We start from the raw sequence: 14,809 nt of genomic DNA on the forward strand, positions 1-14,809 counted from the left end.
ATGAACGCCGCCCTGCCCTCCGAACCCGGTATCCGCATCAGCCTCGCCGAGCTGATCGAGATGCGTCACCGCGTGCGCGAGGTGCAGCTGTTTTCCACGCCGAGTCAGCGCAGCCCGCTGATCGGCCTGCATCACTCGAAATTCCGTGGCCGTGGCGTCGACTTCGATCAGGTGCGGGTGTATCAGGCCGGTGACGATGTGCGCACCATCGACTGGCGCGTCACCGCGCGCACGCAGGAACCGCACACCAAGCTGTTCCACGAAGAGCGCGAGCGACCGATTTTCATCATGGTCGAGCAAAGCACGCGGTTGTTTTTCGGCTCGGGACTGATGTTCAAATCGGTACTGGCGGCGCAGGTCGCGGCGTTGATCGGCTGGGCCGCGCTGGGGCACAACGACCGCGTTGGCGGGCTGGTGTTCGGCGACAACGAGCACTACGAAATCAAGCCTCGGCGCAGCAAGCAGAGCCTGCTGCAATTGCTCAACCGCTTGGTCAAGGTCAATCAGTCGCTGCACAGCGAGCGCGAGCCAGATCGCGATGCCTTCGGCGTGGCCCTGCGCCGCGCGCGGGAAGTGCTGCGGCCGGGCAGTCTGGCCATCGTCATTTGCGACGAACGCGCGTTGTCCGACAGCGCCGAGCAGCAATTGAGTCTGCTGGCGCGGCATTGTGATCTGCTGATGTTGCCGCTGTCCGACCCACTCGATCACGCTCTGCCCGCCGCCGGCCTGCTGCGCTTCGCCGAACGTGGCGCGCAACTGGAGATCGACACGCTGAACTTCGACCTGCGCCAGACCTACCGCGCCCAGGCCGAAGCGCGCATCGCCCGTTGGGAATTGCTCGCGCAAAAGCTGCGGGTGTTGCTGATGCCGTTGAGCACGCAGAGTGAAATGGTCGAGCAGATGCGCGAGTTCCTTAACCCGCAGCGTCCGGGGAAAGGTCGATGAACGGCCTCGAACAACTGCAACCGCTGATCTCGCCGCCGCCGATCGCCTTCTGGCCGCCGGCGCCCGGCTGGTGGCTGCTGCTTCTGCTGTTGCCGCTGCTGGGTTTTGCCGTGTGGAAGCTGCGCCGTTTCATTCCGATCAAGAAACGCCCGGTGGTGCGCGCCGAGCAGCCGCTGGACCCGGTACGCATCGCCGCGCTCGCCGAACTGGCGCAAATGCCCAAACCCTACGACGGTGCACCAGCCGGCGCTTGGCTGCAACAACTCAACGGCCTGCTCAAACGCCTGTGCCGCAACCACTATCCGTACAGCCAGAGCCACACCCTCAACGGCCGCAAATGGCTGGCCTTCCTCGATAACCGCTGCCCCGCTGCCGGCCTGACGCGCTGGATGGTGCTGGTTGAAGGCGCGTACAAACCGGAATGCAAACTCGACGACAAAGCCATCGCCGGCCTGACCCAAGCGGTCGACACGTGGATTCGCAAACATGTTTGAGTTCGCCTGGCCTTGGATCTTTGTGCTGTTGCCGCTGCCGTGGCTGATGCGCCTGATCCTGCCGGTGGCCGACAGCGGCGAGCCGGCATTGAAAGTCAGTTTCCTCGCCGACCTCGAAGGCCTCGCCCGCCGCCGCGCCCGCGCCAACTTGCCGGCGTGGCGGCAGCAGGCGCCGTTTATCTTGCTGTGGCTGATTCTGTTGACCGCCGCCGCCCGCCCGCAATGGCTCGGCGAGCCGCTGCCAATTGCCGCCAGTGGCCGTGATCTGCTGGTGGCGGTGGACGTGTCCGGTTCGATGGATTTTCCCGACATGCAGTGGCAGGACGAAGAAGTCAGTCGTCTGTCGCTGGTGCAGCACTTGCTCGGCGATTTCCTCGAAAGCCGCGACGGCGATCGCGTCGGTCTGATCCTGTTCGGCAGCCAGGCCTACCTGCAAGCGCCGCTGACCTTCGATCGGCGCACCGTTCGCATCTGGCTCGACGAAGCGCGGATCGGTATCGCCGGCAAGAACACCGCGATCGGCGATGCCATCGGTCTGGCCCTGAAACGCTTGCGCCTGCGCCCGGCGCAAAGTCGCGTGCTGATTCTGGTCACCGACGGCGCCAACAACGGCGGCGAAATCAATCCGCTGACCGCCGCAAAACTGGCCGCCAGCGAAGGCGTCAGAATCTATCCGATCGGCATCGGCGCCAATCCCGAGGACAGCGGCTCGACCGGCCTGCTCGGGGTCAATCCGAGCCTCGATCTGGATGAGCCGGCACTCAAGGCCATCGCCGAAATCACCGGCGGCCAGTATTTCCGCGCCCATGACGGCCTGGAGCTGCAAGCGATCAAGGACACCCTCGATCAGCTCGAACCGGTGACTCAGCAACCGACTCAGGCACGCCCGGCACAAGCCTTGTATCACTGGCCGCTGGCGTTGGCGCTGTGGTTGAGCCTGTTGCTGGTCGTCCGCGAACTGTGGCCGGACAATCCGCTGCAACGCCTGTTTACCAAACAACTGTATTTACAAAGTCCGCTGCCGGACTGGCGTGAGCGCTTGCAACGTTTGCGCCTGCGGAGGCGCCGATGATCGCGCTCTGGCCGCACTGGTTCCGCCCTTGGTGGCTGCTGCTGTTGCCGCTGCTCGGCTGGCTGCTCTGGCAACTCTGGCACCGACAGAAACGCGCCGGTCGCTGGCAGATGATTCTGCCGCCGGCATTTCACGCTGCGCTGCTCAGTGGCGGCAGCGGTCGCCAGAGCAAACTGCCGTGGATCGCCCTTGGTGTGGCGTGGTTGCTGACCATTCTGGCCTTGCTCGGGCCGAGCTGGGAGCGCGTCGAACAGACCAGCCAGAAACCCGCCGACCCACTGGTAGTCGTGCTCGAACTGACCCCGGAGATGCTCGCCACCGACTCTCCACCGACGCGTCTGGAACAGGCGCGGCGCAAGCTGTTCGACCTGTTGCAGGCGCGCAGCGATGCGCAGACCGCCATCGTCGTTTATGCCGGCAGCGCGCACACGCTGGTGCCGCTGTCGGATGATCTGGCGACCAGCCGCAATCTGCTCGACGCGCTGAAGCCGTCGCTGATGCCGGAAGCCGGCCACCGCGCCGATCTGGCCGTGGGCAAAGCATTGGCCTTGCTCAAGCAAGGTGCGCTGGGACAGGGACGGATTCTGTTGATCGGTTCGTCGCTCAATGAAGAGGAACGGCGCGGCATTCGCCGTGCGCTCAATGGCGAGTCGACGCAACTGCTGATGCTCGGCATTGGCACCGCTGAAGGTGCGCCGATTGCCCAGGAAGACGGCAGTTTCCTCAAGGACGAGCAAGGCGCGATCCGCGTGCCGCAACTCGACAGTCCTGGTCTGGCGACATTCCTCAACAGCGTCGGCGGCGAGTATCACCCGGCGCGACTCGACGAAGCCGATCTCGGTGCCCTTGGCCTGCTCAACGGCCCGCGCAGCCTGCGCGACGACGGCCAGACCGTGCGCCTCGATACGTGGGCCGATCAGGGCTATTGGCTGCTGTTGCCGCTGTTGTTGCTGGCTGCGTGTGCCGGGCGCCGTGGCTGGCTGTTCTGCCTGCCGCTGCTGTGGTGCCTGCCGCAACCGAGCTACGCTTTCGACTTCGAAGACTTGTGGCTGCGCCCCGACCAGCAAGGTTTGCACCTGCTCAAGCAGAAGCGCCCGGCCGAAGCCGCGCAGCATTTTGAAGATCATCAGTGGCAAGGGGTGGCGTTGTACGAGGCCGGCGACTACAGTGGCGCCGCTCAGCGTTTCGCCGAGGGCAGCGATGCCCGCGCCCACTACAATCGTGGCAACGCCCTGGCCAAAAGCGGTGAGCTGGAAGCAGCAATCGACGCCTATGAACAGGCGCTGGAACTGCAACCGGATCTGCGTCCGGCGCAGACCAACAAGGCGCTGGTGGAAAACCTGCTGAAGCAGAAAAACGCCCCGCCGCCGCCCGAACCGGACAACCAGCCCAACGAACAAAGTCTGCCCGGCGATGAGCCATCGCCCACTACCGCGCCCCCTCCGGCGGTGAGCAGTGAAACCCAGAGCGAGGCGCAACCGGCCGAGTCGGCCAGCGAACCGCCGCCGACCGCCCCGCCGCTGCCCGGCCCCAATGAAATCCCCGGCAGCAACGAGGAAGAGGAAACCGACACGGTGCCGACCCTGCGCCCGAGCGAGAACAACCTCGAAGGCGAGCAGCGTCAGGCGCTCGAACAATGGCTGGGCAAGATCCCGGACGACCCGGGCGAACTGCTCAGGCGCAAATTCTGGTACGAACAGCAACAACATCAGGATCAGGAAAACAATCGATGACCCGCTTCACCGCTCTCTTGCTGCCCCTGCTGATCTGCACGGCCACCGCTCAGGCGGCCGAGCTGACCGCCAGCGTGGATCGCAGTCGCCTGAACTCCGGCGAGACGGTCGAGCTCACCCTCGAAACTGACGACGTCACCCAGTTCGGCAAGCCCGATCTGTCGGCGCTGGAAGCGTTGTTCGAAGTGCGCGGCACGCGCCAGGTCAACCAGCTCAACACCCTCAACGGCGACAACCGCGCGACCACACGCTGGATCATCACCCTGCTGCCGAAAGAAAATGGCAGCGTAGTGATTCCGCCGCTGCAACTGGGCGAAGCGCAGAGCCAGCCGATCACCGTGCAGGTGATCGCCAGCGACAACCGCGAAGACAACAACAGCCTCGATCCGGTGTTCATCGAAGCCAGCCTCGACCAGACCAGCGTCTACGTGCAGGCCCAGGCCATCCTGACCCTGCGCATTTATCACTCGGTTTCGCTGTACGACGACAGCAGCCTGAGCCCGCTGCAAATCGCCGATGCGCGCATCGAGCAGCTCGGCGACACGCGCACCTATGAAAAAGACATCAATGGCCTGCGCCACGGCGTGATCGAGATGCGCTACGCGATCTATCCGCAACACAGCGGTCTGCTGACGATCGCCCCGCAGACGTTCAGCGCCACGCTGGTCGATACCGCACCATCAGCAGACGCCTCGGGGCCGAAGCCCGGCAAACTGATGCGCGTGAGCTCGGCGTCGATTCCGCTGACGGTCAAACCGAAACCGCTGACCTACCCGGTCGATGCACCATGGCTGCCGGCGCGCAACCTCAGCCTCAGCGAAAGCTGGAGCCCGGAACCGGACCACACCCAGGTCGGCGATTCCCTGACCCGCAGCCTGACGCTAAAAGTCGAAGGCCTCGCCAGTTCGCAACTGCCAGCCCTTCCCGCCACCGACGTCAACGGCCTGCGCCGCTACCCCGACCAACCGGTGCTGAGCAACCAGAGCAGCGATCGTGGCATCATCGGCAGCCGCGAAGAGCGCGAAGCCCTGGTGCCAAGCCGCAGCGGCGCGATCGACCTGCCAACCGTCGACGTGGTCTGGTGGAACACCTTCGAAGACCACCTCGAACACAGCAGCCTGCCCGCGCGCACCCTGCAAGTGGCGAACAACCCCAGCCTGCAAATCGACACCCCGGCCGGCACCCTGCAACCGAGCACGCCCGACAACGACACCCTGTGGTGGTGGAAACTCAGCACCCTGATCCTCGCCTGCACCACCCTGCTCGGCTTCGGCCTCTGGTGGCGCGCCCGCTGGCAACCGGCAATCCACCGCGCCGCCCAGACCGGCCCTAGCCCACGCACCCTGCTCGACGACATCAAACGCGCCAGCCAAGCCAACGACCCCCACGCCACCCGCCAGGCACTGGACGCCTGGGCGCGGCAGCAGCCGGAGACACTGGCAGACATGGCCGCGCGGTTTGTGCCGTTGTCGGACGCGTTGGATGGGCTGAACGGCGCGCTGTACAGCGAGACCGGGCAGCATTGGCAGGGTGAGGATTTGTGGCGGGCGATTCGAACGATTCCCGCCGCCGAGCGTGTGCAGGATCCGGTGGGTGAGAGTGGGTTGCCGCCGCTTTATCCGAAGTGAACAGCAAAAGATCGCAGCCTTTGGTAGCGCCTACGGATTGTGTTTAGGAGCTGCCGAAGGCTGCGATCTTTTGATCGGAAAGTCCGGAATCAATACTCGAATTTCGTTTTGACTTGTTCGCCTTCTCGATAGGAGAGGACGAATGACTTCCATGGCTCGCCACGCTTGACTGCGTTTTCCTGAAGCTGGTCGACCAAACGAAGGATAATCGCCCCGTTAATATCAGTTTCAGCGTTCCAGTCCTCGACGCCATCTTTCTCAACGCACAGCTCCGTCTCGATGTAGCCCTCCCCCAACTCCACGCCATAACGGAACGCGTCATAGCCATGGACGATGCCGGCTTCGACCACCTGGAAGATCTCTTGGACGATCTTTATGTCTTCGGTAATCACTGTAAAACCTCCAGATTGCGACTGAAGCTGAGTTCCTCTGAGATGTCCAATCCATAAGCTATTTGTTTCCCGCGCCTCTCCTCATGCGCCACCAACTTCTACATAGACAGCCTCAACGATGGCGTCGTTTTCCCCGAAATCAGGCACATAAAACCTTAAACCCACGCCAGTGACACTGAAGCCTGAATTATTGAAAACCAGAACCTCTCCTCGCTTGGCCAAAAACTGTCGAACCACAAGCGCATTCTCACCGACCAGTTTCTGGTTGTCCCAAACAAGCTCACTCCATTTCAAAAACTCAACGCCAAAGACCCGGTAGCGCTCATCAAAGTAAACGTGCACGCCTAAATCATCGTAAGCGTCGGTCGGTACTGTCGAATCTTCGGCTTTGTAAAACGCCTCAAACCGACCACCAAGCGCCTTCCTTGATTCCTCTCGGGACATGCCAGCGTGAATCAACCCGAGATCACCGCGACTTAAAAAACTAAATACCATTGTCATTTTTTCCGGGGATCTCCTGAACCAAGAAAGATGCGCGAGTCCTTCCAAGATGGTCAGGCTTGACGCCCGCGCCCCTTACTAAAGACCCGATGTCGTCGCATTCTGCACCTATGGATAACTCACTGGTGGTAGCCCTGATAATCAAATCCTTCTGGAATATCCGGCCAGACTGGCTTGCGCAGCAGTGCATCCAAATCGTCGAAAATATCCCTGAAAAAATTGGCGAGATCCATGAAGTCCGTTCGTGAATTCAGCAACGCGGCTTTCAACATGACATCATCTGTATTTTCTTTGGCGGATGCCGCTCTGGACATATTGTAGAAAGCGTTTGCTAGCCTTTCCGCTAACTCGTCTTCCCAGTTCAGCTTGTAATCAGCTTCCCAACTGCCACCATCAAAATCACCGGCTTTATCTTTCACCAATTGGATAATCAGTTTCTTTACTGACTCGAAATCTTTCATCTTTCAACTTTCTCTTGATCGGATAACTTTTGGCTGCGCTGAACAAATGGCACACTTTTTACTTATCAGACATGGCTCTCACTCAAGAGAACATCGACTTTCGCCTTATATTCAGGATGACGCTGTAGGTACTTATCACAAGCTAGCCGAAGGTATTCCATGCAGACCTCTTCACTGATAATAATTGTGTCTGCATCGCTAGAGGGATACCCATAAGAAAACTCCACTCCTTCGAAATGGCCCTCTTCAAATGAGCTATTTACATCAGGAAAGTTACAGTATGCTCCATCAACACTGAACCCCCAACGCCTCACAATATAGCCCGCAGCCTCGATGAAACGGCCATCATCATACATCCGGTCAAAATACCCTTTGACAATCCAATAAGGGTCTGACTGGCGGTATGGCTGACCGAACAACTCCTTCATAACAACCTCACTTCATTGCCGGATCATACACTGTCATTTCTTGAGTCTTCTGAACCGGAAACAATGTCCAACTCGTCCCACAGCATCGACAAGCCTATGCTTTCCATATAAGTCCCAAAGTCCAGAAAAGGCGCAACGCCGATCGCCTCAACTGAAAACCAGGTAGCGTCGCACTCTGGGCACATGAATAACTCTTTCCCAGTGGCCTTGACATGGGCACAGACAATGTAATTCTGCTGACATCTTGGGCAGATGATCATCTCTGGCTCCTGTTAGAGCACGATGCCGTTGAATGAATTTTCGCGGCGCAGATTGATATATAAAGTGGTGATCAAGTCGTCGTCATCGTCAACGTAAAACCCCATCCCCAACTCACCGACTTCAAATCCGTCATCGTCAATGACGGGGTCAATACCATGGCGACGAAACAAAGCCAACACGTCCGTGGATGTTTCGCCTACCAGCTTGTGCCCGCTCCAGGACACCGTGCTTCTTTCGAAAAACTCTACCCCTTTAACTATATCTCGCTCGTCGTAGTAGACATGAAGATCGAGCTGAATATAAGCATCGGTAGTATTCAAGGAGTCAGGTGTTTTCCAGAACACTTCGAAACCGGCTCCCAGAATTTCGCGCACTTGAGCTCTGGACAGTTTTCCATTCAGGGGGCCGACCAATCCGTATTCCGCAATTGAAAAGTCCATTTGAAGCCTCTTGCTGGCGAACAATCCAGTTTCTACTCTTTCCCCGCAACGCATGTGGGCGCGCCCTAACGTACTTCCTTGGTATAGGAAGAAAATTTACCGCCACCTTGATCAATATGTAGTCGTTCGCATTTATTGCATCGATAAACAGTAGTAGCACCCGCTCCTATCTGCTGATAGAACTCTTCCTCTGACAACCAACGATCTGCCAAGGCAGCACCTAGCTCATCTATCTTTCGCTCGGCAACCATCGAATATTCTGACTCGGACGTACCATGAGACAAATTGATTATCTGACCGCACACACAGGAAAATTTAGGCATTGTATTGGTGGCTCAACTCAAGAAAAGTAACTGCTCGCACACGGTCTTGAGACGGGCACATCAAGACAAAAAATCTTTTATCAGCGAGCGTTGGGAATGGGATCAATCATTGTTTCACCTGATAAAACGTAACCACCGGGCCGTAATCCTCATCCGAGTTCGACACCTCGACAGTGAATAATGTGTCCGGGAATTTCTCCTTCAGCACCATTCGCCAGGCAAACCCGATCATCTCGCACAGCTGAAGAAATATTCTGGGCGATACACCATTTCCGTATTGGCCAAAAAAATCATAAATCTTCACACAATTCATAAGCCGCTCAACCTCCGCCATGTCGCCAGCGGCCAGGTTCACGCAGCGCGCGAACGCTTCGTGTGAAAAATTTCGCTCGAGGAAGACGCCTCCCTCAGACACGATGAACGTCGGGAACAGCAACGTGGAAAACATCAATATCTGTTCCGGGTGGCATTGGTCGTTGATATACGAATGAATATCCAGGCCTTCCTGATTTGCCCATTGCTGCTTCCACGCGTCATAGGGTTCAGTGTCGATGACGAAGGGTAAAGAGTTGATCAGATGCATTGCATGGGCTCCAGACACGATTTTCCGCCGTAGGGGACCTGGGGGACAGATCTCTGTTTATCAGAACTTGGTTTGTCTCTGGTTCTGCTCCATTACCCGCACGATCCAGCGAGATACTGGGATTGGCAACGACGAGGCCATCGGCCTGCGCTCATAGTGGCTGCAAGACCATGATGTTTGCCAGCAGGAACGTTTGTCCGCGCTTGGGCATGCCAATGAACTGATGAGTTCGCCCACAGGGGCAGGAGACTGGTGCGCGAGGAATACGTACGACGAACGTCCATGTAGAAGATCCTGTAACGGGCAATAATCGATCTGATCAGGTGCCATGCTCGGCCGGACAGCGGCGCGGATGAGCGCAAAGAGTCGCTGGCGTCTCTACAATGGCGCATCATCCGGCATGATATTAAGTGGCCACTATTTTGGCGTCAATCAATGGATGGGTTGAACAATCGGTTTCGATGAGCGGTACAGCCCGTATCCTCGGGCAATGCGCCTGTTAAAGGCTCTGTTTGCCCTGCGTCGGTTGGCGACCGCGGGTACGCATTTCGAGCTACTCACGATTCATCCGAAGTAACCTCTGTAAGATTTCAGTCGATCCCTCGTAGGTTTCATCCCGAGTGTTCGATTCCTACGCAAAACACAGAAAGATCTGACTGCTGTCGTTTTTCAGATACACGCACATTTCTCCGTCACAAACAGACACAGGAAAATGTGCTCAATGATGCACCCCGCCAACCTCGCGGCAGCTGCCGCCTCGAAAGCGCCCATTGGTGCGCCAGCCGCCTGCCCCTTGCGCAACACCCACGTGCAACTGTTGCCCCTCGCGTACGGCCTGGTGGAAAAACCCTTCGACCCCAGCACCGAAATCACGCTGCCGTACACTCTGACCACGCGCCCCATGGGCATCCGCCGCCTGCGCGACGGCTGGCTGTACATCGCCGACAGTCTCAGCGGTGAGCTCTACGAATACCGCGTGCTGGAAGGTGTCATCAGCGCATTGCTGCATCGCGGCAAAAGCGTCAGTGAGGATCAGCGCAGCGCCATCGAAGAACGTCCGGCGTTGATCTTTTCGCGCAAAAGCACCCTTTACGTGACCTTCGCCGACGTGCAGTTGAGCGCGGCGAAGTGCCGACAGGTGCTGGACAGTGCGGAGGAACGCGAGCACTTCATGCAGGCGGTCGATCTCGGCCCGGTGCATTGTCTGATCGGCGGCGAGCATTTGCTCACCGTGGCTCAGGCGAAACAGTGGCTGGCGGAAGTGGCCTGCACAGCGAAACCGCTGGCCGAGGCCGACGCCACGCGGATGCCGGCGGTGCAGGTCAGCGACGCGCCGGAGCACGAGCGTGAACCCTATCTGTGGGAAAACCCGCGACGTTTTCGCGAGGCGCATATCGGCGAATTTCTCGGGCGGGTGCGCGGACCTTATCAGGACGACACGCTGTTTCTGCTGGTCAACGACGACCTCGGGGTGATGCGTGATCTGGCTGATTATCAGGACCTGGTGGTCGGCTGGATCGAGCAGTGGAGCAACACCGACAACAACGAGCGCGACTACCTGCTGGCCAGTTACATCGAGTCGCTGAGCCAGCTCGGATCTCAGGACTTCGACACTTTGGCCAAGGCCAGCGACGATCCGCGCGCCCAGGCATTGTTCGCTGAACTGGAGCAATTGCCCGAGCCTAATCGGGAAAATACCCGGCAGGCGCTGCTCGACTATCTGAACAAAGGTGGTGAGGTCGAGCCAGTTGCAGTCGAAGCCACGCCTGAGTTGCAACAGCTTCGCGAAAAGGCACTGGACGAGTCATTGGCGCTGAACCGCTTCGACGGCATTGCCCCGGATTTCACCGCGCACGCTCGCGTCACCGCCGAGGCAGATCGGCGCTTTTACACCCGCGAATATTTTGCTGAAGTGGCCCCGGCCGATTTCGTCGAGCGTCATCTGAACACACTGGTCGACCTCGGCAAGGATCAGAACCGACGCATGAGAGACGTGCTCGACGGCCCGTTGCTCAGCGGCAAACGCGGCATCAACGACCTGATCGACCGCCCGGCCATGGACGAGGTGCTGAACAATCATCGCGACAACCTCGGACGCTGGAATCGCCTGCTCGAACGCATCACCGCCGACCGCGCGCAATTGCTGTGCGCCGGGCGTTTCCATCGCTCGGCGTGGTATTTCGACGGGCAAGTGCAGATCGATCAGGCGCTCGCCAGCGAATACGCCTGCCTCAAGGACATCGGCCGCAGCGACGCGGCCAATGAGCAAATGCTCGGTTACCTCGAGCAACACCCGCAACTGACCCGCCCGCTGTTCTACACCTTGCCGCTGCGCTTGCAGACCGAACAGGCCGGGCAATATTCAACGCTGTTCAACGCCGGCATGGCGATGTTCAACAACCTGCCGGACTGGCTGGCCAAATTGCAGAGCATCGAGCATCCGCAGTTGCCGGCCCTCGACGATCTGCCGGCACACAGCCGCGTCCTCGCCGATGCGGTGCAGGACACCTACAGCCCGGCGCTGAACCTCGGCCTGAGCCGGGCGCTGGAAGGCTTTGATCTCGCCGGCGAGAAAATCCCCGACCTCGACGAACTGTTCCAGCGCCTGCCCAAAGCCCTGCGCCTGCGCGTCTTCGACGCCGCGCGAACCAGCGGCGTGACCTTCACCGTATCCACCCCGGCGGAACAAGCGGCGCTGCAAGCCACGATCAAGGAAGTGCTGCGCGAACGCGACTACCTGAAAACCCTCAACCGCGAACGCAACCAGCTCACCCACAATAAAAACCGCCAAGGCCACAAAACCGCCCGGGCGATGGAATTGCAGGAAGAAATCGTCCGCGTGCGCACGCAACTGGCCTTGTTCGAAGGCCGCCTTGCGGCAGCGCTAAGCCCGATTGACGAACTGCCGGATCGCTCGGCACGGCTGTATGGCGCCACCCCGGCGAAAGCGGGCGTGACGGTGGTGTTTCCGCCGGCGCAGCACGGGGAATTGCGAGGGTTGCTGGAGAACATTCGCGCGGGAGTGGCGGGGGTTTCGAAGGCGAGTCTGGTGCGGACGGAGGGGATGGGGTTGTTGGTGGTGATGGTGCAGGTGGTGAATTTGGTGGGGGTTTATCGGGAGCTGCGCAGGCAGGCTGTAAATGAAAGAGTGTGGACCTCGTTGATGAATTCAGTCGCTGCAACGGGAGCGGCGGGATTTAGTGCCGCACAAAGTCTTGCTGATACGGCGTTAAAAGTTCGCTGCGCTTCTCTAGTGGCAAGCGTTCAGCTCCATGCCTTGCAGACCGTGCACGTGCAGATGGGGAAATTGCATGTGGGATTGGGTTTTTTTACATATTTGTCAGGGTTGGCTTCTTCTACGAACAGTTTTGTCACGCAGCGCAAAAACTGGGAACAGGCGGTTCGCAGTGGAAATCATTCGGCGCAAAGCGCAGCTGCATTGGCGACGATGGGAGCTGGTGGCATGACATCAACTACTAGCTATGGTTTGACCAACACTGTCCACTCCACATTCAAGGTATTGAAGGCGTCAAGTAATGCCGCTCGAAGAGCTGCTTGGGCCGCTGCTGGCACACGTTTATCCACCGTCTTTTTCCGCTTCAATCTCGCTGGAGCACTTTTTACCGTTCTAGAGCTGGGCGGCAGCTGGCTGTACAGCCGCTACAACATCAGTGCTCACGATAAATGGTTGAAAATCACACCGTGGAGTAGGGATAGCGAGATGCGTGGCGACCACTCACTTGATGACTATCAAAGTTATCTGGCTTTTTTAATTCACGCACCTTACGCGCAGCTTGGCCCAAATCTGTACGACTCTTGGCTGAAGGATCTGTTATTCAAAGCCAAACCCAGCGATATTCACTTAGCATTGCCGACCCTAACGCTGAATGATCTGCTGCCTCCGTTTGGCGGCAACCCAACCTCCCGTTTAGGTATCGGCGCGCACCGCATTTCAATTCCGCTGCACAGTCGAGGAGCACCACGAGAGCAGCGAGATGTCATTAGTGACGAGATTTTAAGCAGCCTGCGCATCGTGAAGTCCAGCCCAGAAGGACTGATACTTTGTCTCCAGTATCCAGCGGGCCTCGGGTCGGAATTTGTTCCCGCGAAAGAAACGCTGGAATTGGCTGTGTGCGTTCAGACATTGAATGAAAAAGGTGAATGGGCATCTCGAACTCGCGTCATTCACCTAGATCCGCGTGGTGAGGGTCATTTTGGGGTTGTTACTCCTCAACAGGTCAAAGAAAAACCTCCAGTTTTGCTGGTTGAGGCTCACCTGTTAGAAAGAGCTGACCATGCTGAATAATCACGATGATCCATTAACAATTCGCCCGCTTCAACAGCCTAGAAAGGCCGGTGACATTGAGGCGTTTCCGAGCGGAAAAATTACCTATCTCGCGCCCTTGCCATTACCAACATCAATGCCAGCTTACGGTCGGCATATTGGTGAACTGAATGACGTTTATATGGATTTCGGTTTAGGGACACTGGAGGTTTTTTCTTGGCAAGTCATTTTAGGCGGACCATTCAGCGGCACATTAATGATCGCGTTCCTATATCCACTGATGGGAGGGTTTATAGGACTTCTGTTAGGTGATAGCTGGGAGTTCATTAAAGAAGTCATTGAGGGTATTTTTTTTGCCATTTACAAATTGGCTTTCTCAACGGGTTTAATTGCCTTGTTTATTGGCCTAGGCGTCTGGCACCACGTCCACAAAACCCGCGCCACCCTCATCCCAACCCGCTTCAACCGTCAACGCCGCGAAGTCTGCTTCATGCGCGAAGGCGCCACCGAACCTGTCTTCGTCCCATGGGAATCGCTGTCCGCCTGGATCATCGAAGCCAAGGGTGCCACCCAGTTCGGCATCCATCGCCAATACGGCATGGGCATCGGTTTCTACCAAGGTGAAACCCTCATAAGCCAGGAATTCCAATGCGCCGGCCTGGAGCTCGCGATCAGCCATTGGGAGGCGATTCGCGGTTACATGGAGTACGAAGTCAACGACCTCAAATCGATTCAGGACCTGCAAGACCTGCAAGGCCCGGACGACCCGCCCCACGAAGGCCTGCACACTTTTCGTAACGCCCGGGCGCGGATGCATCAGCAGATCCGTGAAGGCCGCCGCTCGCGGTTGTCGGGATTTTTTTGGTACCTGTATCACGTCATGACTTTATGGACGGTTCCCAACCGTTTGGTCGAATGGGAAGTGCGCCGACTCGAAAGAATCGGCAAGCAGGCGCTGCCGGAAGTCATGCGCGCCTGGTCCGAGCCGCTGCCTAAAGAGCAATGGGCCAAGCCCAGTGAAGAGCTGTTGCGACTAAGCGAACAAGTGCGGCAGATGCACAAGCGCCAGCCGCATCGGCCGATTACGCAGATTTTCGCTGAGGTTTGCAGGCGGGCTGTGGACTGATGCAGAGCAGTTTTGTGACCAGAGGGAGGGAGGTTTTTTGCCTGTTTGCGCGCCTTCGCGAGCAGGCTCGCTCCCACAGAGGACCGCGTTGGATGCGGATGTTTCGGTTGATGTTGGCCGAGGCGAGAGACCCTCGG

General features: G+C 58.3%; 14 protein-coding genes and 1 pseudogene. 8 read left to right on the top strand and 7 right to left on the bottom strand.

The window, feature by feature from the left end; all coding sequences use genetic code 11:
- The 5 genes from AB9L16_RS14390 to AB9L16_RS14410 are packed head-to-tail and all read left to right on the top strand — an operon-like array spanning nt 1 to nt 5,872.
- Complete coding sequence (locus tag AB9L16_RS14390) at nt 1–945, top strand: DUF58 domain-containing protein (protein WP_016774988.1); 945 nt, start codon at nt 1–3, stop codon at nt 943–945.
- Complete coding sequence (locus tag AB9L16_RS14395; protein WP_065616204.1) at nt 942–1,439, top strand: DUF4381 domain-containing protein; 498 nt, start codon at nt 942–944, stop codon at nt 1,437–1,439. The genes AB9L16_RS14390 and AB9L16_RS14395 overlap by 4 nt, the downstream gene beginning before the upstream one ends.
- Nucleotides 1,432–2,511 (top strand): VWA domain-containing protein, encoded by a 1,080-nt coding sequence (locus tag AB9L16_RS14400; RefSeq protein WP_150635092.1) that lies wholly within the window; start codon nt 1,432–1,434, stop codon nt 2,509–2,511. The genes AB9L16_RS14395 and AB9L16_RS14400 overlap by 8 nt, the downstream gene beginning before the upstream one ends.
- Nucleotides 2,508–4,244, top strand: a complete 1,737-nt coding sequence (locus AB9L16_RS14405) for a tetratricopeptide repeat protein (protein ID WP_071172681.1) — start codon at nt 2,508–2,510, stop codon at nt 4,242–4,244. The genes AB9L16_RS14400 and AB9L16_RS14405 overlap by 4 nt, the downstream gene beginning before the upstream one ends.
- The gene (locus AB9L16_RS14410; RefSeq protein ID WP_122610884.1) at nt 4,241–5,872 is read left to right on the top strand and encodes a BatD family protein; all 1,632 of its coding nucleotides are present in this window, start codon (nt 4,241–4,243) and stop codon (nt 5,870–5,872) included. The genes AB9L16_RS14405 and AB9L16_RS14410 overlap by 4 nt, the downstream gene beginning before the upstream one ends.
- 89 nt (nt 5,873–5,961) lie before the next feature.
- On the opposite strand, the gene AB9L16_RS14415 is transcribed toward AB9L16_RS14410, so the two are convergent.
- The 7 genes from AB9L16_RS14415 to AB9L16_RS14445 form a co-directional block, all read right to left on the bottom strand.
- Nucleotides 5,962–6,264 carry a hypothetical protein gene (locus AB9L16_RS14415; protein WP_122087874.1) on the bottom strand — a complete coding sequence of 101 codons (303 nt, stop codon included), beginning with the start codon at nt 6,262–6,264 and terminating at the stop codon, nt 5,962–5,964.
- Nucleotides 6,265–6,345: 81 nt separating this feature from the next.
- Nucleotides 6,346–6,765 (bottom strand): hypothetical protein, encoded by a 420-nt coding sequence (locus AB9L16_RS14420; RefSeq protein WP_163025627.1) that lies wholly within the window; start codon nt 6,763–6,765, stop codon nt 6,346–6,348.
- Between the two features lie 119 nt (nt 6,766–6,884).
- Nucleotides 6,885–7,226, bottom strand: a complete 342-nt coding sequence (locus AB9L16_RS14425; protein WP_236169866.1) for a hypothetical protein — start codon at nt 7,224–7,226, stop codon at nt 6,885–6,887.
- A 65-nt stretch (nt 7,227–7,291) separates the two neighbouring features.
- Nucleotides 7,292–7,654 carry a ribonuclease toxin immunity protein CdiI gene (gene cdiI, locus AB9L16_RS14430; protein WP_236169865.1) on the bottom strand — a complete coding sequence of 121 codons (363 nt, stop codon included), beginning with the start codon at nt 7,652–7,654 and terminating at the stop codon, nt 7,292–7,294.
- A gap of 23 nt (nt 7,655–7,677) precedes the next feature.
- A complete protein-coding gene (locus AB9L16_RS14435) occupies nt 7,678–7,914 on the bottom strand; it encodes a hypothetical protein (protein WP_375122292.1) in 237 nt (78 codons plus the stop codon).
- Nucleotides 7,915–7,926: 12 nt separating this feature from the next.
- Nucleotides 7,927–8,355: a hypothetical protein gene (locus AB9L16_RS14440; RefSeq protein WP_236169864.1), complete on the bottom strand. Its 429-nt coding sequence runs from the start codon at nt 8,353–8,355 to the stop codon at nt 7,927–7,929.
- Nucleotides 8,356–8,784: 429 nt separating this feature from the next.
- A complete protein-coding gene (locus AB9L16_RS14445) occupies nt 8,785–9,261 on the bottom strand; it encodes a hypothetical protein (protein ID WP_252886332.1) in 477 nt (158 codons plus the stop codon).
- A 724-nt stretch (nt 9,262–9,985) separates the two neighbouring features.
- Between AB9L16_RS14445 and AB9L16_RS14450 the strand changes: the two are divergent.
- From AB9L16_RS14450 to AB9L16_RS14460, 3 genes and pseudogenes are all read left to right on the top strand, one after another.
- Nucleotides 9,986–10,393: pseudogene (locus tag AB9L16_RS14450) on the top strand (toxin VasX); the annotation flags it as partial.
- 183 nt (nt 10,394–10,576) lie between these two features.
- Nucleotides 10,577–13,567, top strand: coding sequence for a hypothetical protein (locus tag AB9L16_RS14455; RefSeq protein ID WP_375123786.1), 2,991 nt, complete (start codon nt 10,577–10,579; stop codon nt 13,565–13,567).
- Complete coding sequence (locus AB9L16_RS14460) at nt 13,557–14,672, top strand: SoxR reducing system RseC family protein (protein ID WP_252886334.1); 1,116 nt, start codon at nt 13,557–13,559, stop codon at nt 14,670–14,672. Before AB9L16_RS14455 ends, AB9L16_RS14460 begins: the two co-directional genes overlap by 11 nt.
- The last annotated feature ends 137 nt before the right edge of the window (nt 14,673–14,809 follow it).

The organism is Pseudomonas sp. LW8, from assembly GCF_041956865.1.
GTDB classification, from domain to species: domain Bacteria; phylum Pseudomonadota; class Gammaproteobacteria; order Pseudomonadales; family Pseudomonadaceae; genus Aquipseudomonas; species Aquipseudomonas siliginis.

Excerpts from the sequence above, each read along its gene's own strand:
- AB9L16_RS14395 (WP_065616204.1), top strand. The coding sequence starts at position 942 with ATGAACGGCCTCGAACAACTGCAACCGCTGATCTCGCCGCCGCCGATC.
- cdiI (WP_236169865.1), bottom strand. The coding sequence starts at position 7,654 with ATGAAGGAGTTGTTCGGTCAGCCATACCGCCAGTCAGACCCTTATTGG.
- AB9L16_RS14440 (WP_236169864.1), bottom strand. The coding sequence starts at position 8,355 with ATGGACTTTTCAATTGCGGAATACGGATTGGTCGGCCCCCTGAATGGA.
- AB9L16_RS14410 (WP_122610884.1), top strand. The coding sequence starts at position 4,241 with ATGACCCGCTTCACCGCTCTCTTGCTGCCCCTGCTGATCTGCACGGCC.
- AB9L16_RS14425 (WP_236169866.1), bottom strand. The coding sequence starts at position 7,226 with ATGAAAGATTTCGAGTCAGTAAAGAAACTGATTATCCAATTGGTGAAA.
- AB9L16_RS14420 (WP_163025627.1), bottom strand. The coding sequence starts at position 6,765 with ATGACAATGGTATTTAGTTTTTTAAGTCGCGGTGATCTCGGGTTGATT.
- AB9L16_RS14435 (WP_375122292.1), bottom strand. The coding sequence starts at position 7,914 with ATGATCATCTGCCCAAGATGTCAGCAGAATTACATTGTCTGTGCCCAT.
- AB9L16_RS14445 (WP_252886332.1), bottom strand. The coding sequence starts at position 9,261 with ATGCATCTGATCAACTCTTTACCCTTCGTCATCGACACTGAACCCTAT.
- AB9L16_RS14400 (WP_150635092.1), top strand. The coding sequence starts at position 1,432 with ATGTTTGAGTTCGCCTGGCCTTGGATCTTTGTGCTGTTGCCGCTGCCG.
- AB9L16_RS14405 (WP_071172681.1), top strand. The coding sequence starts at position 2,508 with ATGATCGCGCTCTGGCCGCACTGGTTCCGCCCTTGGTGGCTGCTGCTG.
- AB9L16_RS14460 (WP_252886334.1), top strand. The coding sequence starts at position 13,557 with ATGCTGAATAATCACGATGATCCATTAACAATTCGCCCGCTTCAACAG.
- AB9L16_RS14390 (WP_016774988.1), top strand. The coding sequence starts at position 1 with ATGAACGCCGCCCTGCCCTCCGAACCCGGTATCCGCATCAGCCTCGCC.